General features: G+C 62.3%; 18 protein-coding genes. 14 read left to right on the top strand and 4 right to left on the bottom strand.

Annotation, left to right across the window (positions count from 1 at the left end):
* Nucleotides 1–69 precede the first annotated feature (69 nt).
* The gene (locus NUH87_RS23155; protein ID WP_040070353.1) at nucleotides 70–360 is read right to left on the bottom strand and encodes a hypothetical protein; all 291 of its coding nucleotides are present in this window, start codon (nucleotides 358–360) and stop codon (nucleotides 70–72) included.
* A 410-nt stretch (nucleotides 361–770) separates the two neighbouring features.
* On the opposite strand from NUH87_RS23155, the gene argF reads away from it, so the two are divergent.
* Complete coding sequence (argF, locus tag NUH87_RS23150; protein WP_338522831.1) at nucleotides 771–1,691, top strand: ornithine carbamoyltransferase; 921 nt, start codon at nucleotides 771–773, stop codon at nucleotides 1,689–1,691.
* 105 nt (nucleotides 1,692–1,796) lie between these two features.
* Here argF and ybaK read toward each other — a convergent pair whose 3' ends face one another.
* Entirely contained in the window at nucleotides 1,797–2,267 is a 471-nt protein-coding gene (ybaK, locus tag NUH87_RS23145) for a Cys-tRNA(Pro) deacylase (RefSeq protein ID WP_338522830.1), read from the bottom strand.
* Nucleotides 2,268–2,639: 372 nt separating this feature from the next.
* Between ybaK and NUH87_RS23140 the strand changes: the two genes are divergently transcribed.
* The 13 genes from NUH87_RS23140 (at nucleotide 2,640) to NUH87_RS23080 (ending at nucleotide 16,882) form a co-directional block, all read left to right on the top strand.
* A complete protein-coding gene (locus NUH87_RS23140) occupies nucleotides 2,640–3,491 on the top strand; it encodes an MIP/aquaporin family protein (RefSeq protein ID WP_040070356.1) in 852 nt (283 codons plus the stop codon).
* Between the two features lie 91 nt (nucleotides 3,492–3,582).
* Nucleotides 3,583–5,088 (top strand): glycerol kinase GlpK, encoded by a 1,506-nt coding sequence (glpK, locus tag NUH87_RS23135; RefSeq protein ID WP_040070358.1) that lies wholly within the window; start codon nucleotides 3,583–3,585, stop codon nucleotides 5,086–5,088.
* Nucleotides 5,089–5,354: 266 nt separating this feature from the next.
* The gene (locus tag NUH87_RS23130; RefSeq protein ID WP_040070360.1) at nucleotides 5,355–6,110 is read left to right on the top strand and encodes a DeoR/GlpR family transcriptional regulator; all 756 of its coding nucleotides are present in this window, start codon (nucleotides 5,355–5,357) and stop codon (nucleotides 6,108–6,110) included.
* Between the two features lie 224 nt (nucleotides 6,111–6,334).
* Nucleotides 6,335–7,873 carry a glycerol-3-phosphate dehydrogenase gene (gene glpD, locus NUH87_RS23125; protein ID WP_338522829.1) on the top strand — a complete coding sequence of 513 codons (1,539 nt, stop codon included), beginning with the start codon at nucleotides 6,335–6,337 and terminating at the stop codon, nucleotides 7,871–7,873.
* A gap of 449 nt (nucleotides 7,874–8,322) precedes the next feature.
* Nucleotides 8,323–9,237: a glutamate/aspartate ABC transporter substrate-binding protein gene (locus NUH87_RS23120; protein ID WP_040070363.1), complete on the top strand. Its 915-nt coding sequence runs from the start codon at nucleotides 8,323–8,325 to the stop codon at nucleotides 9,235–9,237.
* Nucleotides 9,238–9,436: 199 nt separating this feature from the next.
* Nucleotides 9,437–10,183: an amino acid ABC transporter permease gene (locus NUH87_RS23115; protein ID WP_040070364.1), complete on the top strand. Its 747-nt coding sequence runs from the start codon at nucleotides 9,437–9,439 to the stop codon at nucleotides 10,181–10,183.
* A complete protein-coding gene (locus tag NUH87_RS23110; protein ID WP_338522828.1) occupies nucleotides 10,183–10,854 on the top strand; it encodes an ABC transporter permease subunit in 672 nt (223 codons plus the stop codon). Before NUH87_RS23115 ends, NUH87_RS23110 begins: the two co-directional genes overlap by 1 nt.
* Nucleotides 10,851–11,585, top strand: coding sequence for an amino acid ABC transporter ATP-binding protein (locus NUH87_RS23105; RefSeq protein ID WP_338522827.1), 735 nt, complete (start codon nucleotides 10,851–10,853; stop codon nucleotides 11,583–11,585). The genes NUH87_RS23110 and NUH87_RS23105 overlap by 4 nt, the downstream gene beginning before the upstream one ends.
* Before the next feature lie 183 nt (nucleotides 11,586–11,768).
* Complete coding sequence (locus NUH87_RS23100; protein WP_338522826.1) at nucleotides 11,769–13,670, top strand: sensor histidine kinase; 1,902 nt, start codon at nucleotides 11,769–11,771, stop codon at nucleotides 13,668–13,670.
* Nucleotides 13,671–13,714: 44 nt separating this feature from the next.
* Complete coding sequence (locus NUH87_RS23095) at nucleotides 13,715–14,992, top strand: sigma-54 dependent transcriptional regulator (RefSeq protein ID WP_338526914.1); 1,278 nt, start codon at nucleotides 13,715–13,717, stop codon at nucleotides 14,990–14,992.
* Nucleotides 14,993–15,157: 165 nt separating this feature from the next.
* A complete protein-coding gene (locus tag NUH87_RS23090) occupies nucleotides 15,158–16,078 on the top strand; it encodes an arginase (RefSeq protein WP_338522825.1) in 921 nt (306 codons plus the stop codon).
* Entirely contained in the window at nucleotides 16,075–16,449 is a 375-nt protein-coding gene (locus NUH87_RS23085; protein WP_040070371.1) for an EamA family transporter, read from the top strand. Before NUH87_RS23090 ends, NUH87_RS23085 begins: the two co-directional genes overlap by 4 nt.
* A gap of 31 nt (nucleotides 16,450–16,480) precedes the next feature.
* Nucleotides 16,481–16,882 carry an EamA family transporter gene (locus NUH87_RS23080; RefSeq protein WP_338522824.1) on the top strand — a complete coding sequence of 134 codons (402 nt, stop codon included), beginning with the start codon at nucleotides 16,481–16,483 and terminating at the stop codon, nucleotides 16,880–16,882.
* Nucleotides 16,883–16,900: 18 nt separating this feature from the next.
* On the opposite strand, the gene NUH87_RS23075 is transcribed toward NUH87_RS23080, so the two are convergent.
* Nucleotides 16,901–17,758, bottom strand: coding sequence for a fatty acid desaturase family protein (locus tag NUH87_RS23075; protein ID WP_338522823.1), 858 nt, complete (start codon nucleotides 17,756–17,758; stop codon nucleotides 16,901–16,903).
* A gap of 97 nt (nucleotides 17,759–17,855) precedes the next feature.
* Nucleotides 17,856–18,629 (bottom strand): MipA/OmpV family protein, encoded by a 774-nt coding sequence (locus tag NUH87_RS23070; protein ID WP_338522822.1) that lies wholly within the window; start codon nucleotides 18,627–18,629, stop codon nucleotides 17,856–17,858.
* Between the last annotated feature and the right edge of the window lie 2 nt (nucleotides 18,630–18,631).

The following is an 18,631-nucleotide window of genomic DNA, read 5'->3' as shown; positions in this document are numbered from 1 at the left end:
CGAATGGCACACCAGCGACGTTCGTCTTGTGAATCGGGGAACATCAGGCCTGCCGATGGGGCACGGAAATCAGGCCATGGGCAGCCTGGGGGCGGGTTGCAACTGGATTTCCTCAATGGTTTCGAGCTGCTCCTGGCCCATGTGGACCCCGGTCAGCTCGCCAATCAGGCGCCAATGCTCGTCGAGACCGGAACTGATGGTCGCCATGCGATCGATCATCCGGCGGCCAGCCGAGCGGGTCACTTCATCCTCGCTGCGCAACAATTCAAACGACATCGAGGTGACGGAGGCAGTCATATGGGTCAGTGCCTGTGCCGTCAGCTTCAGCAGCTCCATCAACTGTTGCTCTTTCGATTCCATTCCAAAGCCTCTCATGTGTCCGCAATGACACATTTTATAACCTAGCAGATTAGTTTAGGAAATGTTTCCACTTCGGCAGGTCATTGCCCGGTCCAGCCAGTCGGAACACGACCAGGCCCTGCCCACGCCCGCCGCCCTCGATTGCCAAGGCTTCGGGGCACGGTGTACAAAGACCTGTCGTCACCCTGAAACAGTTCGGTGCCGACTTGAAAAGTGTCATGGCCGTCAAGCCTGTCGAACGCCAACAGCCTGAAAACCAAGCCTCCTATTGGTAACACGCGACATTTTCTTATACGATCGCGTCTCCCCCTATTTCGTCGCCCCGTGCGGCTTACGCCGCAGGTCTCGCCCGTTTTTCCGTAAAACCCGGCTTTGAGTATCTGCGGTCTGTTGCAAAAAGGTAGTCAATGATGAGCGCAAGGCACTTTCTCTCCATGATGGATTGCACGCCCGAAGAGCTGGTCAGCGTGATTCGTCGAGGCATCGAGCTGAAGGACCTGCGTGACCGCGGCGTACTGTTCGAGCCACTCAAGGGTCGGATTCTCGGCATGATTTTCGAGAAATCCTCGACACGCACCCGCGTGTCGTTCGAAGCCGGCATGATCCAGCTGGGCGGCCAGGCGATCTTCCTCTCGCCGCGCGACACCCAGTTGGGCCGGGGCGAGCCTATCGGCGACAGCGCCATCGTCCTGTCGAGCATGCTCGACGTGGTCATGCTCCGCACGTTCAAGCACAGCACCCTGACCGAGTTCGCGGCCAACTCCCGCGTACCGGTGATCAATGGCCTGTCCGATGACCTGCATCCCTGCCAGTTGCTCGCCGACATGCAGACGTTCCTCGAACATCGCGGCTCGATCCAGGGCAAGACCGTGACCTGGATCGGCGACGGCAACAACATGTGCAACAGCTATATCGAAGCCGCCATCCAGTTCGACTTCCAATTGCGCGTCAGTTGCCCCGAAGGCTATGACCCGGACCCGGCGCTGCTGGCCCGGGCCGGCGGACGGGTACAACTGGTCCGCGATCCACGTGAAGCGGTACGCGGCGCGCACCTGGTGAGCACCGATGTCTGGACCTCCATGGGCCAGGAAGAAGAAACCGCCAAGCGCCTCGCCCTGTTCGCCCCCCTGCAGGTCACCCGCGAACTGCTCGACCTGGCCGCGCCGGACGTGCTGTTCATGCACTGCCTGCCCGCCCACCGCGGCGAAGAAATCAGCCTCGACCTGCTGGACGACCCGCGTTCGGTCGCCTGGGACCAGGCTGAAAACCGCCTGCATGCACAAAAGGCCTTGCTCGAATTCCTGGTCGCACCGGCCTATCGCCCTGCATGAGTCATGCGCGGCGGTTGAATCTGCATGACCTGGATATCCTCAAGCAGCGCGGCACCAGTGCGATCCTGGTGCTGCTTCAGCCGGCTACGTAAATCATGAGCGGGATCAGGCGCGGCCGATATCGGCAAACTTCGCCTGGGTATGCTCGGCCAACACCGCCGGCGCCAACTCCACCTCCAGGCCCCGACGCCCGGCACTGACAAAAATACTGGCGAAGGGCTGCGCGCTCTGGTCGATAAAGGTCCTCAGACGCTTCTTCTGCCCGAGCGGACTGATCCCCCCCAACAGATAACCGGTGGCCCGCTGGGCCGCCGCGGGATCCGCCATCTCGACCTTCTTGACCCCCGCCGCCTGGGCCAGCGCCTTCAGGTCCAGACTTCCGACCACCGGCACCACCGCCACCAGCAGCTCGGCCTTTTCCGTGCTGGCCAGTAGCGTCTTGAACACCTGCGCCGGTGCCAATCCCAATTTCTCCGCAGCCTCCAGGCCGTAGGAAGCCGCCTTCGGATCATGTTCGTAACTGTACACACGATGTTCGGCACGAACTTTTTTCAGCAGGTCCAATGCAGGGGTCATGGCAGCTCCAGGCGGCTCGGAAGACAAGCGTGGATTTTAGGCTATTGGCAACGAAAAGGCTCTATGACAGGCCAGGCCCCAAGTTTTTCCTAGCCTCACGGTAGCCAATAAACGCGTAAAAACCACCCGTATCCTACATACAAATCATCCCCATTCACGCAGCCAATAGTCAAAAAGTGGACTATCGTTCACTTTCGACCTTTGACAGCAGTGTTTCTTGTCTATATTTTTTCGAAACTGAAGATTACAGTCCTACACTCAGGCGTAACGAGCGGTAAGCCGAAATCAGAGAGGGGGATTGCTGAGCATCGGTGAAAGTCCACGTCCATCATCCCGGTGGGCGTCTAACAACAAAAAAAATCGAGGTGTCCAATGAGTACCGCTTTGAAACAACCGTCGCTCTCGGGCCAATGCATCGCCGAATTCCTCGGCACCGCGCTGTTGATCTTCTTCGGCACCGGCTGCGTTGCCGCGCTCAAGGTCGCGGGCGCCAGCTTTGGCCTGTGGGAAATCAGCATCATCTGGGGCATGGGCGTGAGCATGGCGATCTACCTGACCGCCGGCGTTTCCGGTGCTCACCTGAACCCGGCCGTCAGCATCGCGCTGTGCCTGTTCGCCGACTTCGAAAAACGCAAACTGCCGTTCTATATCCTCGCGCAGGTCGCCGGGGCCTTCTGTGCCTCCGCGTTGGTTTACACGCTTTACAGCAACCTGTTCTTCGATTTCGAACAAACCCACCACATGGTCCGCGGCTCCCAGGCCAGCCTGGAGCTGGCGTCGGTGTTTTCCACCTACGCCAACCCGGCCCTGAGCACCGCCCAGGCGTTCCTGGTGGAAGTGGTGATCACCGCGATCCTGATGGGCGTGATCATGTCCCTGACCGACGACAACAACGGCCTGCCCAACGGCCCGCTGGCACCACTGCTGATCGGCCTGCTGATCGCCGTGATCGGCAGCGCGATGGGTCCGCTGACCGGCTTCGCCATGAACCCCGCTCGGGATTTCGGCCCCAAGCTGATGACCTTCCTCTTCGGCTGGGGTGAGATCGCCTTCACCGGCGGACGCGAGATTCCGTATGTCCTGGTTCCGATCTTTGCACCGATTGTCGGTGCCAGCCTCGGCGCCGTGCTGTACCGCGGGATGATTGCCCGTCACCTGCCCAGCGCCGAACCCGCTACACAGGAAGAACTCGCGACCGCTGCCAAAAAGGTCCAGGCTTCCTGAAACACCTGCCCTGCACCACCCCTGGTGAGCGCCCTTCTCCCTGAGGGCACTCATCCCGGCACTTTTCCCTATTTCACCAAGGCAATCGAAAATGACCGACACTCAGAATAAGAACTACATCATTGCCCTCGATCAGGGTACGACCAGCTCCCGGGCGATCATCTTCGACCGCGACGCCAACGTGGTCGGCACCGCCCAGCGCGAATTCCAGCAACACTATCCACAAGCCGGCTGGGTCGAACACGACCCGATGGAAATCTTCGCCACCCAGAGCGCGGTCATGGTCGAAGCCCTGGCGCAAGCCGGCCTGCACCACGACCAGGTCGCGGCCCTGGGCATCACCAACCAGCGTGAAACCACCGTGGTCTGGGACAAGGTCAGCGGCCGTCCGATCTACAACGCCATCGTCTGGCAATGCCGCCGCAGCACCGAGATCTGCCAGCAGCTCAAGCGCGACGGCCACGAAGAGTACATCCGCGAAACCACCGGCCTGGTCACCGACCCGTACTTCTCCGGCACCAAGCTGAAATGGATCCTCGACAACGTCGAAGGCAGCCGCGAACGCGCGCGCAACGGCGAGTTGCTGTTCGGCACCATCGACAGCTGGCTGATCTGGAAATTCACCGGCGGCAAGACCCACGTCACCGACTACACCAACGCCTCGCGCACCCTGCTCTTCAACATCCACACCCTGGAGTGGGACTCGAAGATGCTGGAGATCCTCGACATTCCCCGGGAAATGCTCCCGGAGGTGAAGTCTTCCTCCGAAATCTACGGCCACACCAAGAGCGGCATCGCCATCGGCGGTATCGCCGGCGACCAGCAGGCCGCCCTGTTCGGCCAGATGTGCGTGGAGCCGGGCCAGGCGAAGAACACCTATGGCACCGGCTGCTTCCTGCTGATGAACACCGGCACCAAGGCGGTACGTTCCAAGCACGGCATGCTCACCACCATCGCCTGCGGCCCGCGCGGCGAAGTGGCCTATGCCCTGGAAGGCGCGGTGTTCAACGGCGGCTCCACCATCCAGTGGCTGCGTGACGAACTGAAGATCATCAACGACGCCTTCGACACCGAATACTTCGCCGGCAAGGTCAAGGACAGCAACGGCGTGTACCTGGTACCGGCCTTCACCGGCCTGGGCGCACCCTACTGGGACCCCTATGCCCGTGGCGCGCTGTTCGGCCTGACTCGCGGCGTGAAAGTCGATCACATCATCCGTGCCGCGCTGGAGTCGATCGCCTACCAGACCCGCGACGTGCTGGACGCCATGCAACAGGACTCGGGCGAACGCCTCAAGGCCCTGCGCGTGGACGGTGGTGCGGTCGCCAACAACTTCCTGATGCAGTTCCAGGCCGACATTCTGGGGACCCAGGTCGAGCGCCCGCAAATGCGCGAAACCACGGCACTCGGCGCGGCCTACCTGGCCGGCCTGGCCTGCGGTTTCTGGGGCAGCCTGGAAGAGCTGCGGGGCAAGGCGGTCATCGAACGCGAGTTCGCGCCGCTGCGCGCCGAGGCCGAGAAGGAAAAACTCTATGACGGCTGGAAGAAAGCCGTCAGCCGCACCCGCGACTGGGAACCGCACGAAGGCAGCAACTAAGCCGAACGCGCCCTTCTAATGTGAAGCCAGCTTGCTGGCGATGAGGTCCTTGAGCCTTGCGGCGTCCATCCGGGCGCCATCGCCAGCAAGCCGGCTCCCACAGGGTGGCCGGTACGCCCACTGCCCCATTCCCTCGAACCGACAAGCACCCGCCCGGTTTACGACGCGACAACCGCACATCCACGATTGATTGGCCCCGCAAGTGGCAGACAGGTCCTTCCTGCGGCATGATGGAGGAATTTGTACGGCAGCCCAAAGGACGCCCAATGAATCTGCCTCCCCGCCAGCAACAAATCCTCGAACTGGTCCGCGAACGCGGTTATGTCAGCATCGAGGAAATGGCCCAGCTTTTTGTCGTGACCCCGCAAACCATCCGCCGCGATATCAACCAGTTGGCGGACTCCAATCTGCTGCGTCGCTACCACGGCGGCGCGGCCTACGATTCCAGCGTGGAGAACACCGCCTACGCCATGCGGGCCGACCAGATGCGCGATGAAAAGCAGCGCATCGCCGAGGCCATCGCCGCGCAGATTCCCGATCACGCCTCGCTGTTCATCAATATCGGCACCACCACCGAGTCCATCGCCCGGGCACTGCTCAATCACAACCACCTGAAGATCATCACCAACAACCTGCATGTCGCCTCGATCCTCAGTGCCAAGGACGACTTCGAAGTCCAGTTGGCCGGCGGCAATGTGCGCCGCGACGGCGGTGTGGTCGGCCAGGCCAGCGTCGACTTCATCAACCAGTTCAAGGTGGACTTTGCCCTGGTAGGCATCAGCGGCATCGATGAGGACGGCAGCCTGCTGGACTTCGACTACCAGGAAGTGCGGGTTTCCCAGGCGATCATCGCCAATGCCCGACAGGTGATACTGGCGGCGGACTCCAGCAAGTTCGGCCGCAACGCCATGGTGCGCCTCGGGCCGATCACCCTGATCGACTGCCTGGTGACCGACCAGGCGCCCGTGCCGGCGCTGGCCCAGCTGTTGCACCAGCACAAGATCCGCCTGGAAGTGGTCTGACCTCGCAAAACCATAGGTACCCCCTTGTAGGAGCGAGCAAGCTCGCTCCTACAAGGGGGTACAGCGCTCGCCCTACAATGTTCGATAATTTTCCTTTCCAGCCGTTCTGATGGATTTTTTCAATCAGGCTTGACTGGTCGTGGGCGCGCTTATCCGTTATTCTTTTCGAAAGCGAACATCAATGTTCGAATTCAAATATAGAGAAGACCCTGCGAGGCTCACCGATGAACCCCAGCACCTTGCCTGCCCCACCCCTTGCCGAGCTCTATGACATCGCCGTGATTGGCGGTGGTATCAATGGTGTCGGGATTGCCGCGGACGCAGCCGGTCGCGGCCTCTCGGTGTTCCTTTGCGAAAAGGACGACCTCGCCAGCCACACCTCCTCGGCCAGCAGCAAGCTGATCCACGGCGGCCTGCGCTACCTGGAGCACTACGAATTCCGCCTGGTACGCGAAGCCCTGGCCGAACGTGAAGTCCTGCTCGCCAAGGCCCCGCATATCGTCAAGCCCATGCGTTTCGTCCTGCCCCACCGTCCGCACCTGCGTCCGGCCTGGATGATCCGCGCCGGCCTGTTCCTCTATGACCACCTGGGCAAGCGGGAAAAGCTCGCCGGCTCCAAGAGCCTGAAATTCGGCGCCGACAGTGCGCTCAAGGCTGAAATCACCAAGGGTTTCGAATACTCCGATTGCTGGGTCGACGACGCGCGCCTGGTGGTGCTCAATGCCATGGCGGCACGGGAGAACGGTGCCCACGTGCACACCCGTACCCGCTGCGTCAGCGCCCGCCGCGGCAAAGGCCTGTGGCACCTGGAGATGGAGCGCGGCAACGGTACCCGGTTCTCGATCCAGGCCAAGGCCCTGGTCAATGCCGCCGGCCCCTGGGTCGCCCAGTTCATCAAGGATGACCTGAAGCTGGAATCGCCCTACGGCATCCGCCTGATCCAGGGCAGCCACCTGATCGTGCCCAGGCTGTACGAAGGTGAACACGCGCACATCCTGCAGAACGAGGACCAACGCATCGTCTTTACCATTCCGTACCTGGACCGCTTCACCCTGATCGGCACCACCGACCGCGAATACCAGGGCGACCCGGCCAAGGTCAGCATCACCGAAGCCGAGACCGACTATCTGCTCAAGGTGGTCAATGCGCACTTCAAGAAGCAGCTCGCCCGTAGCGATATCCTGCACAGCTATTCCGGCGTTCGCCCGCTGTGCAACGACGAATCCGACAACCCCTCGGCCGTCACTCGCGACTACACCCTGGCGCTGTCTGGTGCAAATGGCGAAGCCCCGCTGCTGTCGGTGTTCGGCGGCAAGCTGACCACCTACCGCAAGCTCGCCGAGTCGGCGCTGGCCCAACTGGCGCCGTTCTTCAAGAACCTGAAGCCGAGCTGGACCGCGCACTCGACCTTGCCCGGTGGCGAAGACATGACCACGCCGCAGGCCCTGAGCCACGAGATCCGCACCCGTTTCGACTGGATTCCCAAAGAGATTGCCCGGCGCTGGGCAAGCACCTATGGCAGCCGCACCTGGCGCCTGCTGGAGGGTGTGCAGAGCCTGAGCGACCTGGGCGAACACCTCGGTGGCGGCCTCTACAGCCGTGAAGTGGATTACCTGTGCAGTGAGGAATGGGCCTGCGCGGCGGCGGACATCCTGTGGCGGCGCAGCAAGCTGGGCCTGTTCACCACGGCGGCCGAACAGCAGCAGTTGCAGCACTACCTGGACAAGGTCGAGCAACACCGCGGCAAGATCGAAGCGGCCTGATTCCAGGCCTTTCTCACGGCCGAACGCTTTCTCCTGTAGGAGCCGGCTTGCTGGCGATAGCGTCCGAATGGGCGCTGCAAGGCTCGAGGGCCTCATCGCCAGCAATCGAGCGTCGACCGGCGGCTCCTACAGGTTTTGCCGTACGTTCAAGATCACCAGAAGCTTCGCACACACCCCTCCTTCCGCAGCCCCTCCCTCATTCGGTTTTCCGAACACCCATTTGTCCACCATTCGGTGAACCGGACGCCAGACACCTCGAAATCTCTCGGAAAAAATAAAAACCCTTTTAAAATCAATAACAAAATCAGCAACACCAAGCCTGGCATGAGTCCTGCTCTACACACCGTACCGAATGCCCAGGCCGTCCCCTGGGCCGTATGAGCGGTTCGAAGTACCCGAGAGTCGGCTGACCGGCTCCATAAGAAAAACAATCTCGAGGAAATCATCTGATGCGCATCGTTCCCCAGCTTCTGGGCGCAGCTATCGCTGTTGCTCTGATCAGTACTCCAGTTTTCGCCGCTGAACTGACCGGCACCCTGAAGAAGATCAAGGAGTCCGGCACCATCACCCTCGGGCATCGCGACAGCTCCATCCCGTTCTCCTACATCGCGGATGCATCCGGCAAGCCAGTGGGCTACTCCCACGACATCCAGCTGGCCATCGTCGACGGCATCAAGAAAGACCTCGGCCTGCCGGACCTCAAGGTCAAGTACAACCTGGTCACCTCCCAGACTCGCATCCCGCTGGTCCAGAACGGCACCGTCGACGTCGAGTGCGGTTCCACCACCAACAACACCGAACGCGCCCAGCAAGTGGACTTCTCGATGGGTATCTTCGAGATCGGCACGCGCCTGCTGTCGAAGAAGGACTCCACCTACAAGGACTTCGCCGACCTCAAGGGCAAGAACGTCGTGACCACCGCCGGCACCACGTCCGAGCGCATCATCAAGGCGATGAACGCCGACAAGCAGATGGGCATGAACGTCATCTCCGCCAAGGACCATGGCGAAGCCTTCAACATGCTCGAAAGCGGTCGCGCCGTGGCCTTCATGATGGACGACGCGCTGCTCGCCGGGGAAATGGCCAAGGCCAAGAAGCCCGATGACTGGGCCGTGACCGGCACCCCACAATCCTACGAAATCTATGGCTGCATGGTCCGCAAGGACGACCCGGCGTTCAAGAAAGCCGTGGATGACGCTATCGTCGGGATCTACCAGTCCGGCGAGATCAACAAGATCTACGCCAAGTGGTTCACCCAGCCGATCCCGCCCAAGGGCCTGAACCTGAACTTCCCGATGAGCGACGAGCTCAAGGCGCTGCTGGCCAATCCGAACGACAAGCCGGCTCCGGAAAAAAAGATCTGATTCACGGCTGACCCGGCTCCCGGTGGCGCGAACGCGACCCCGGGAGTCCGTTGAGACCTGCTGTACTGGCTTCCTCTACTGAAACGGGAAAGACACTCGGACCGCGAGCGGTACGCGTGTGCCTGGCTGAACGCGTCAGGCGGGGCGGAGTCCCGGGAAGCACGTGCGTGACCATTGATTGATCCGAGGGGAGACCCGAATGAATTACAACTGGGACTGGGGCGTGTTCTTCAAGTCCACCGGCGTGGGCAGCGAGACTTATCTCGACTGGTTCATCTCCGGGCTGGGCTGGACCATCGCCATTGCCATCGTGGCCTGGATCGTGGCGCTGATCCTCGGCTCGCTACTGGGCGTGATGCGCACCGTACCGAACCGTGTGGTCGCGGGCATTGCCACCGTCTACGTGGAGATCTTCCGCAACGTACCGCTGCTGGTGCAACTGTTCATCTGGTACTTCCTGGTACCCGACCTGCTGCCGCAAAACCTGCAGGACTGGTACAAGCAGGACCTGCACCCGACCACCTCGGCCTACCTGAGCGTCGTGGTGTGCCTGGGCCTGTTCACCGCCGCCCGTGTCTGCGAACAGGTGCGCACCGGTATCCAGGCGCTGCCGCGCGGCCAGGAGTCGGCCGCCCGCGCCATGGGCTTCAAGCTGCCGCAGATCTACTGGAACGTGCTGCTGCCGCAAGCCTACCGGATCATCATTCCGCCGCTCACCTCGGAATTCCTCAACGTCTTCAAGAACTCCTCGGTGGCCTCGCTGATCGGCTTGATGGAACTGCTCGCACAGACCAAGCAGACCGCCGAGTTCTCCGCCAACCTGTTCGAAGCCTTCACCCTGGCGACGCTGATCTACTTCACCCTGAACATGAGCCTGATGCTGCTGATGCGCCTGGTGGAGAAAAAAGTCTCGGTGCCCGGCCTGATCTCCGTGGGGGGTAAATAATGGAATTCGATTTCAGTGGTATCGTCCCGGCCATTCCGGGCCTCTGGAACGGCATGTTGATGACCCTGCAACTGATGGTGCTGGGCGTCATCGGCGGCCTGGTCATCGGTACGATCCTGGCCTTGATGCGCTTGTCTTCGAACAAGCTGCTGGCCAATATCGCCGGCGCCTACGTCAACTACTTCCGCTCGATCCCGCTGCTGCTGGTGATCACCTGGTTCTACCTGGCGGTCCCCTTCGTCCTGCGCTGGATCACCGGCGAGGACACGCCGATCGGTGCGTTCACCTCCTGCATCGTGGCCTTCATGATGTTCGAAGCGGCGTACTTCTGCGAAATCGTCCGGGCCGGCGTACAGTCGATCCCCAAAGGCCAGATGGGCGCCGCCCAGGCCCTGGGCATGGGCTACGGCCAGACCATGCGTCTGATCATCCTGCCCCAGGCGTTCCGCAAGATGACCCCGCTGCTGTTGCAGCAGAGCATCATCCTGTTCCAGGACACTTCGCTGGTCTACACCGTGGGCCTGGTGGACTTCCTCAACGCCTCGCGCTCCAGCGGCGACATCATCGGCCGCGCCAACGAATTCCTGATCTTCGCAGGTCTCGTCTACTTCACAATCAGCTTTGCCGCCTCGCTGCTGGTCAAGCGTCTGCAAAAAAGGTTTGCCGTATGATCTCTATCAAGAACATCAACAAGTGGTATGGCGACTTCCAGGTGCTGACCGATTGCAGCACCGAGGTCAGCAAGGGTGAAGTGGTGGTGGTCTGCGGTCCTTCGGGCTCGGGCAAGTCCACCCTGATCAAATGCGTGAACGCCCTGGAACCCTTCCAGGAAGGCGACATCGTGGTCGACGGCACCTCCATCGCCGACCCGAAGACCAACCTGCCGAAGCTGCGTTCGCGAGTGGGCATGGTGTTCCAGCATTTCGAACTGTTCCCGCACCTGACCATTACCGAAAACCTGACCATCGCACAGATCAAGGTACTGGGCCGCAGCAAGGAAGAAGCGACCAAAAAAGGCCTGCAACTGCTCGATCGCGTCGGTCTGTCGGCCCATGCCCACAAGCACCCGGGTCAACTCTCCGGCGGCCAGCAACAGCGTGTGGCGATTGCCCGTGCCCTGGCGATGGACCCGGTGGTGATGCTGTTCGACGAGCCGACCTCCGCGCTCGACCCGGAAATGGTCAACGAAGTGCTCGACGTGATGGTGCAACTGGCCCAGGAAGGCATGACCATGATGTGCGTGACCCACGAAATGGGTTTTGCGCGCAAGGTTGCCAGCCGCGTGATCTTCATGGACCAGGGCAAGATCATCGAAGACTGCAATAAAAACGAGTTCTTCGGCGACATCAATGCCCGTTCGGACCGTGCGCAGCATTTCCTCGAGAAGATCCTGCAGCACTAAAACCCGACGCTCCCCTGTAGGAGCGAGCTTGCTCGCGTGCTGTTGTGGGAGCGGTGCTTGCCCGCGAAGCTTTTAGCGATCTCAAGATCGCCTTCGCGAGCAAGCTCTGCTCCCACAGGTTATGCGTACACCCTGATCATTTTTCCACAAGAAATACGATCTGGTTGACCCAAGGCAACTGTGATGAAATGCGACCCCAACCTCTATCGCGCGACGCCGCCATCACTCGCCGTGAAACCCCGCCTGATCCGCCAACTGCTCCTGCCGCCACTGATCATCCTGCTGATGATCGGCCTGGGCTCTGCCGGCTATCGCATCAGCGAACACTATGGCATCCGCGCCCTCAGCGAAAACGGCGAACGCCAGTTGGAGCTGCACGCCCGCACCGTCGAAAGCGAGATCAGCAAGTACACCTACCTGCCCAGCCTGCTGGAGCTTGAATCCAGCGTCTCGATGCTGCTCAAGGAACCGGACGCCGAACACCGCCAAGCGGTCAACGATTACCTCGAAGGCCTGAACCGGCGCAGTCGCAGTCGGGCCATCTACGTGCTGGACACCACCGGTCGGGTGCTGGCCACCAGCAACTGGCGCGACGCCGACAGTTACCTGGGCGAGGACCTGTCCTTTCGCGCCTACTTCCAGGACGCCGTGCGCGGTCTGCCGGGACGCTTCTACGGCATCGGCAGCACCAGCGGCGAACCCGGCTATTACCTGGCCCACGGCCTGGAAGAACAAGGCAAGATCATCGGCGTGGCGGTGATCAAGGTCCGTCTCGAAGCCCTCGAGGAGCGCTGGCAACGGGCTCGCCTGGAAGCCTTCGTCAGTGACGAGAACGGCATCATCATCCTCTCCAGCGACCCGGCCCGGCGCCTCAAGTCCGTGCGCCCGCTGACCGCGGAGATCAAGGAGCGCCTGGCCCGCAGCCTGCAATATTACTGGTGGCCACTGAACGAGTTGCAGCCCCTGGCCCGCGAACACCTGGCCGAAGGTGTGGAAACCCTGACCTTCCCGGCCAACAGCGAACTGGCCAAGGACGGCGACAGTGTCAGCTACCTGTCCCAGACCCGGCGCCTGAGCGACACCCCCTGGCACTTCACCCTGCTCACGCCCCTGCAGGACCTGCGCCGCGAAGCCGCCAACCAGGGCATCCTGGTGGCCGTGGCCTTCGCCCTGGTGGCATTCCTGCTGATCGCCTGGAACGAACGGCGCAAGGTCATCGCCACCCGCCTGGCCGCCCGCGAAGCCCTGCAGGAAGCCAACAGCCAGCTGGAACGGCGGATCACCGAGCGTACCGTCGACCTGCGCGCCAGCAACGACCGGCTCAAGGACCAGATCCGCGAGCGGCGCCAGGCCGAGGAAACCCTGCGCCGGGCCCAGGACGAACTGGTCCAGGCCGGCAAGCTGGCCGCCATCGGCCAGATGTCCACCAGCATCGCCCACGAACTCAACCAGCCGCTGGCGGCGCTGCGCACCTTGTCCGGCAACACCGTGCGCTTCCTCGAACGCGGCGAACTGGACACCGCCAGCACCAACCTGCGCACCATCAACGACCTGATCGACCGCATGGGCCGGATCACCGCCAGCCTGCGCGCCTTTGCCCGGCGCGGCGACGACAAGGGCGAGTCGAGCCTGGGCAAGGCCATCGACGCCGCCTTGCAGGTCCTCGGCAGCCGGGTCGAAACCCTGCACCTGGAAGTCCATCGCGACTTCGGCGACGTGCAACTGGCCATCGACCAGACCCGCCTGGAGCAGGTCCTGGTCAACCTGATCGGCAATGCCCTGGACGCCATGCAGGCCCAGCCCCTGCCGGAACTGTGGCTGGAAGGCGACTTCGTCGAGGGCAAGTACCGCCTGCTGGTACGCGACAACGGGCACGGCATCGAACCCGAAGCGCGCAAGCACCTGTTCGAACCCTTCTTCACCACCAAGCCGGGAGAACAGGGCCTGGGCCTGGGCCTGACCCTCTCCGCCAGCCTCGCGGCGGCGGCCGGCGGCCACCTCGGGGTCGAACACCCCGTCAGTGGCGGCACCGCCTTCGTCCTCACTTTACCGCGGGTCCCTCCTGCCAAGGCCGAGCCGATATGAACAACGACCTCACTGTCCTGATTGTCGAAGACGATCCCCATGTCCTGCTCGGCTGCCAGCAGGCACTGTCCCTGGAAGACATTCCCTGCGAAGGCGTCGGCAGTGCCGAGGAAGCCCTGGCGCGGATCGGCGACAACTTCCCCGGCATCGTCATCAGCGACATCCGCCTGCCGGGCATCGACGGCCTGGAACTGCTGACCCGGCTCAAGGCCCGCGACCGCAGCCTGCCGGTGGTGCTGATCACCGGTCACGGCGATATCTCCATGGCCGTCGGCGCCATGCGCAACGGCGCCTATGACTTCATGGAAAAACCGTTTTCGCCGGAGCGTCTGGTGGAAGTCGCCCGTCGCGCCCTGGAACAGCGCGGCCTGGCCCGCGAGGTCTGGGCGCTGCGCCGGCAACTGGCCGAGCGCGACTCGCTGGAAGGGCGGATCATCGGGCGCTCGCCGGCCATGCAGAACCTGCGGGAACTGATTGCCAACGTTGCCGATACGTCAGCCAACGTGCTGATCGAAGGCGAGACCGGGACCGGCAAGGAACTGGTTGCCCGCTGCCTGCATGACTTCAGCCGACGTCAGTCGCAACAGTTCGTCGCCCTCAACTGCGGCGGGCTGCCGGAGAACCTGTTCGAGAGCGAAATCTTCGGTCATGAGGCCAACGCCTTCACCGGCGCCGGGAAACGGCGCATCGGCAAGATCGAGCACGCCCATGGTGGCACGCTGTTCCTCGACGAAGTGGAAAGCATGCCGATCCCCTTGCAGATCAAATTGCTGCGGGTCTTGCAGGAGCGCACGCTGGAGCGCCTGGGCTCGAACCAGAGCGTGGCCGTCGATTGCCGCGTCATCGCCGCCACCAAGTCCGACCTCGACGAGCTGGGCCGCGCCGGAGAGTTTCGCAGCGACCTGTATTACCGGCTGAACGTGGTGACCCTGGAGCTGCCGCCCCTGCGCGAACGGCGCGAGGACATCCTGCAATTGTTCGAGCACTTCCTGCAGCAGTCCTCCCTGCGTTTCGACCGTGCCGTGCCAGAGCTGGACAACCAGACTTTGTCCAACCTCATGAGCCACGACTGGCCGGGCAATGTGCGCGAACTGCGCAACGTCGCCGAACGCTTCGCCCTGGGCCTGCCGGCCTTCAAGAAAGCCGGCGCGCAAAGCAGCAGCGGGCTGGGCTTTGCCGAAGCGGTGGAAGCCTTCGAGCGCAACCTGCTGGGCGATGCCCTGCAACGCAGTGGCGGCAACCTGACCCAGGCCAGCCAGGAGCTGGGCATGGCCAAGACCACCTTGTTCGACAAGGTCAAGAAGTACGGCCTGAGCCACTGACCGCGGGTATTCATACGCCATCACCCACCCGCTGGCGACCAACCTGTGCCCGACAGGCGTCGGTAAAAAAGATGCCTTTGGGACGGCTGGCCCGTCCTTTGCATTTACTCGCGCAAGTCCTTGCACCGTACTTTTCACGGACGCCGCCACAGGTAATACAACGTTTTGAACATTCTCGACCTCGACCACAGCCTGACCGCCCAGGCCCCTGTCGCCCGGCGACTGGACAGTGGCCAGGCCACGCGCCTGGACCTGCTCGACCTGGGCCCCAAACTGCGGCTCTGGACCACCGAGCGCAACTACCGGCGCTTTGCCGAGCGCCTGCGCCAGCGGCCAAGGCCCGCCGCCGGCAAACCGGAAATCTTCTTTGTCGGTTCCGGCGACTACCATCACCTGACCCCGGCCTTCCTGGCCGACCTGCCGGAGCCGGTCAGCCTGATTCATTTCGACAACCATCCCGACTGGGTGCACCTTGCCCCTCGTCGGCATTGTGGCTCGTGGGTCAACCGCGCGCTGAAACTGCCGAACATCCGGCGTATCATCACCCTCGGCCCCTGCAGCGAAGACCTCGACACCCCCCAATTGCGCGGCGGCAACCTCGGTGCGCTGCGCCGTGGCGACCTGCAACTGTTCCCCTGGCAACATGCCCCGTCCAGGGTCTGGGGCCGGATCGGCGACGGTGCCGGGCACCAGCAGCAGGCCAATCATCTGCACTGGCGCAACCTGGCCGACGAGCACTGGCCGGACTTTCTCGAACGCTTGATCCAGAGCCTGCCCACCGAGGCGATCTGGATCACTATCGACAAAGACGTGCTGGCCAGCGAAGATGCCGCCACCAATTGGGATCAGGGCGGCATGCGCCTGACCCACCTGCTCGACGCCTTGCGGGCGCTGGCCACGCGCAAGCGGGTCCTGGGCATTGATGTTTGCGGCGAATTCGCCAAGCCGGCCTTCAGCAACGCGTTCAAGCGCTGGGAAGCCAAATCCGACCAACCCCCGCCCGAACGCTGGAGCGAAGCTGACCTGCTGCGCAATTCGGCAACCAATGAAGCGTTGATCACGCTGTTCGAGGAGCTGTTCCCGTGACCCTTGGCGTTATTTTGCTGGTACTTTTTTCCGTTGTCCTGGACGTGGTCGGCCAGCTCTGTTTCAAGATGGGCCTGGACCGTCTGCCGGAGCTGGATGGCGGTTTCAGGCTGAAGGCCTTCTGGGGCCAGGTCTTCAACTCGCCCCTGCTGTGGTGCGGGCTCGGCTCCTATGCCATCGAGTTCTTCGTCTGGATCGAAGCCCTGTCCCGGGCGCCGTTGAGCCTGGTGTTTCCCATCGGGGCGCTGGCGTATTGCGGCGTGGTGCTGGCCGGCAAGGTCGTGCTGGGCGAAACCGTCAGCCGCCGTCGCTGGCTCGGCACCCTGGTGATCACCGCCGGCGTGATGCTGGTCGCCGTTTCCGGCGCTTGAGGGGCCCATTCATGTTCGAAGGTAATTTCTGATGAGCGGTTCAAAACACATCGATTGGCTCCACGGGCGTTTCGGCACCATCGTGCTCTGGGCCTTGCTGATCGCTTGCGAAAGCGGCGGACAGATCGCCACCAAAATCGGCGGCGATCAACTCGGACAGATGGATTTCAGCCTGCAATGGCTGCACGCGGTGCTGCTCAATCCCGGCGTCTGGGTCGCGATCAGCTGTTATATCGGGGCGTTTTTCGTCTGGATGCTGATTCTGCGGCGCAGCACCCTTTCACTGGCGTTCCCGCTGAGTTCACTGGTGTTTGTCGCCGTGCTGCTGGCGTCCTGGCTGGGCCTGAACGAGCAGATCAGCCTGTTGCACTGGCTGGGCGTGGCCGTGATCATCGGCGGGATTGCCCTGCTCGCCGAGGGCGAGCAGAACTAGGCTCTGTACGAAAACTGCCTAGTGTTTCAGCAGAAACCCCAGCCCGTGTGACACCGGAATCACCTTCACCCCGGCCTTCTGTTGCTCGTCCTTGATCTGCCGGTGGAACGCCTTGACCCGGGTCCAGTGCATCTTCGGCCGGTAGTGATGCTCGGCGTGATAGCCGTTGTTCATCCAGATCAGGTTGTACAGCCAGCTATATGAGCTCACGCCCCAGGCGATCGGCAGGTCGGGGTTGCCGCCCAGGTGCTCGTAGTAGCCGTTGAGCGACGACAGCGACTGGCCCAGGTACCAGAACGGCAGCAACACCAGCACCGCGTGCCAGTCATAGGCCGCCAGCGCCAGGTAGAAGGCCACGGTTACGGCAATCTCCACCTTGACCCAGCGCGCATCCTTGGGATGCTTGCGCTTCATCTCTTCGTAATAGGCCTTGGGGTCGTCACGAAAGAAACTCAGGAAGGTATAGGCCCAGACGTTATCCGGCTGGCCATCCTTGCCGTGCAGGTAGATCGACAGCGGATCGATGGTGCTGCCGTCCGGCCCCGGCCGGTCGGCATTGCCGCGATGATGGCGGTTGTGGATATCGCGGTACATCGTCTGCGAGAAGCCGATGGTCACCGACAACAGCAGGTCGAACGCCCGATTCATCCAGTGCGGGGTGAAATAGGGGTTGTGGATCTGGTTGTGGGAAATGCTGTTGATGCTCCACGACAGGCTGATCGCATAGACCAGCGCAGCCGGGATGATGATCCACCACGACTGACCGTGAAAACCCAGCACCAGCCAGAGGACGAAGGAGAAATGCGCCAGCGCCATGACGATGGGCACCAGGTCCCACAATGAATAGGCGAGCAAACGATAAGCGGGTCGAGCCATGAACAGCATTCCGGAAAATTGATCTCCGGACAGGTTTAGCAAGAGCCGGACCAGTTTTCAACGCGAGCACCGGTCCGTGCTCCAACAGGGTCCGGCTTCAGAACTTATAGCTGATCGCCGCCTGGACCTCGCCCTGGTTAGCGTTGCCCCGCTGTTTGACGAGGCTGCTGTCCGCCGCCGAGCCCGTCAGGCGAATCCAGCTGGCACTGGTCATCAGCGACCAGTTGCCACTCAGCGGGATGGCAAAGCTCTGGGTCAGAGCCAGGTTCTGCAGGCCGCCGCTGGGACGATAGCGACTGATCCCCGAGGCCCGGGACTCACGCGCCCCCACACCGAAGAAGGTCCTGGCCTCGCGCTCGTCGACAAAATGCGCGGTGAAGTTGCTGCGACCGATAATTCCCATACCCAGCGGATAGCCCAGCTCACCGCCCAACCGTCCCACCAGGCCACCTTGCCCGTCACCGCCGCCTACGGCATTGCCCAACGAGGCGAAAAGCCGCCAGAAGTCGGCGGGCGCATATTCCACATACCCCCCCACCACGCCCATGTCCGGCACATCGCGCAGGCCACGCAACGAACCGTTGGACACCCGCCCGGGCAGGTAATTGACGAAAGGTCCGACGCTGAAGCCATTGGACTTGAGCGCGCTCCAGGTCAGGCCATCATCGCCGCTGAGGCTGAAATCGCCCCAATCCAGATCCAGGTATGGCAACGGCACCACGGCGTAACGGCTGCCCGAAGGGTCATAAGGTTGATAGCCCAGCGCCACCCCCGCCTGCCCGGTCGGACCTCCATCGGCCAGGGCGGCGTGGCTCCAGCCCCCCAGGGAAAGCAGGCCGGCAAGCAGCAATGAGGAAGTCAGCCGAATCATGA

Source organism: Pseudomonas batumici, from assembly GCF_036585405.1.
In the GTDB taxonomy this organism is placed as follows: Bacteria; Pseudomonadota; Gammaproteobacteria; order Pseudomonadales; family Pseudomonadaceae; genus Aquipseudomonas; species Aquipseudomonas batumici.
This window is presented reverse-complemented; position numbering and strand designations above follow the sequence as displayed.

Excerpts from the sequence above, each read along its gene's own strand:
- ybaK (WP_338522830.1), bottom strand. The coding sequence starts at position 2,267 with ATGACCCCTGCATTGGACCTGCTGAAAAAAGTTCGTGCCGAACATCGT.
- argF (WP_338522831.1), top strand. The coding sequence starts at position 771 with ATGAGCGCAAGGCACTTTCTCTCCATGATGGATTGCACGCCCGAAGAG.
- NUH87_RS23140 (WP_040070356.1), top strand. The coding sequence starts at position 2,640 with ATGAGTACCGCTTTGAAACAACCGTCGCTCTCGGGCCAATGCATCGCC.
- NUH87_RS23110 (WP_338522828.1), top strand. The coding sequence starts at position 10,183 with ATGGAATTCGATTTCAGTGGTATCGTCCCGGCCATTCCGGGCCTCTGG.
- NUH87_RS23155 (WP_040070353.1), bottom strand. The coding sequence starts at position 360 with ATGGAATCGAAAGAGCAACAGTTGATGGAGCTGCTGAAGCTGACGGCA.
- glpD (WP_338522829.1), top strand. The coding sequence starts at position 6,335 with ATGAACCCCAGCACCTTGCCTGCCCCACCCCTTGCCGAGCTCTATGAC.
- NUH87_RS23120 (WP_040070363.1), top strand. The coding sequence starts at position 8,323 with ATGCGCATCGTTCCCCAGCTTCTGGGCGCAGCTATCGCTGTTGCTCTG.
- NUH87_RS23075 (WP_338522823.1), bottom strand. The coding sequence starts at position 17,758 with ATGGCTCGACCCGCTTATCGTTTGCTCGCCTATTCATTGTGGGACCTG.
- NUH87_RS23100 (WP_338522826.1), top strand. The coding sequence starts at position 11,769 with ATGAAATGCGACCCCAACCTCTATCGCGCGACGCCGCCATCACTCGCC.
- NUH87_RS23070 (WP_338522822.1), bottom strand. The coding sequence starts at position 18,629 with ATGATTCGGCTGACTTCCTCATTGCTGCTTGCCGGCCTGCTTTCCCTG.
- NUH87_RS23080 (WP_338522824.1), top strand. The coding sequence starts at position 16,481 with ATGAGCGGTTCAAAACACATCGATTGGCTCCACGGGCGTTTCGGCACC.
- NUH87_RS23130 (WP_040070360.1), top strand. The coding sequence starts at position 5,355 with ATGAATCTGCCTCCCCGCCAGCAACAAATCCTCGAACTGGTCCGCGAA.
- NUH87_RS23115 (WP_040070364.1), top strand. The coding sequence starts at position 9,437 with ATGAATTACAACTGGGACTGGGGCGTGTTCTTCAAGTCCACCGGCGTG.
- glpK (WP_040070358.1), top strand. The coding sequence starts at position 3,583 with ATGACCGACACTCAGAATAAGAACTACATCATTGCCCTCGATCAGGGT.
- NUH87_RS23105 (WP_338522827.1), top strand. The coding sequence starts at position 10,851 with ATGATCTCTATCAAGAACATCAACAAGTGGTATGGCGACTTCCAGGTG.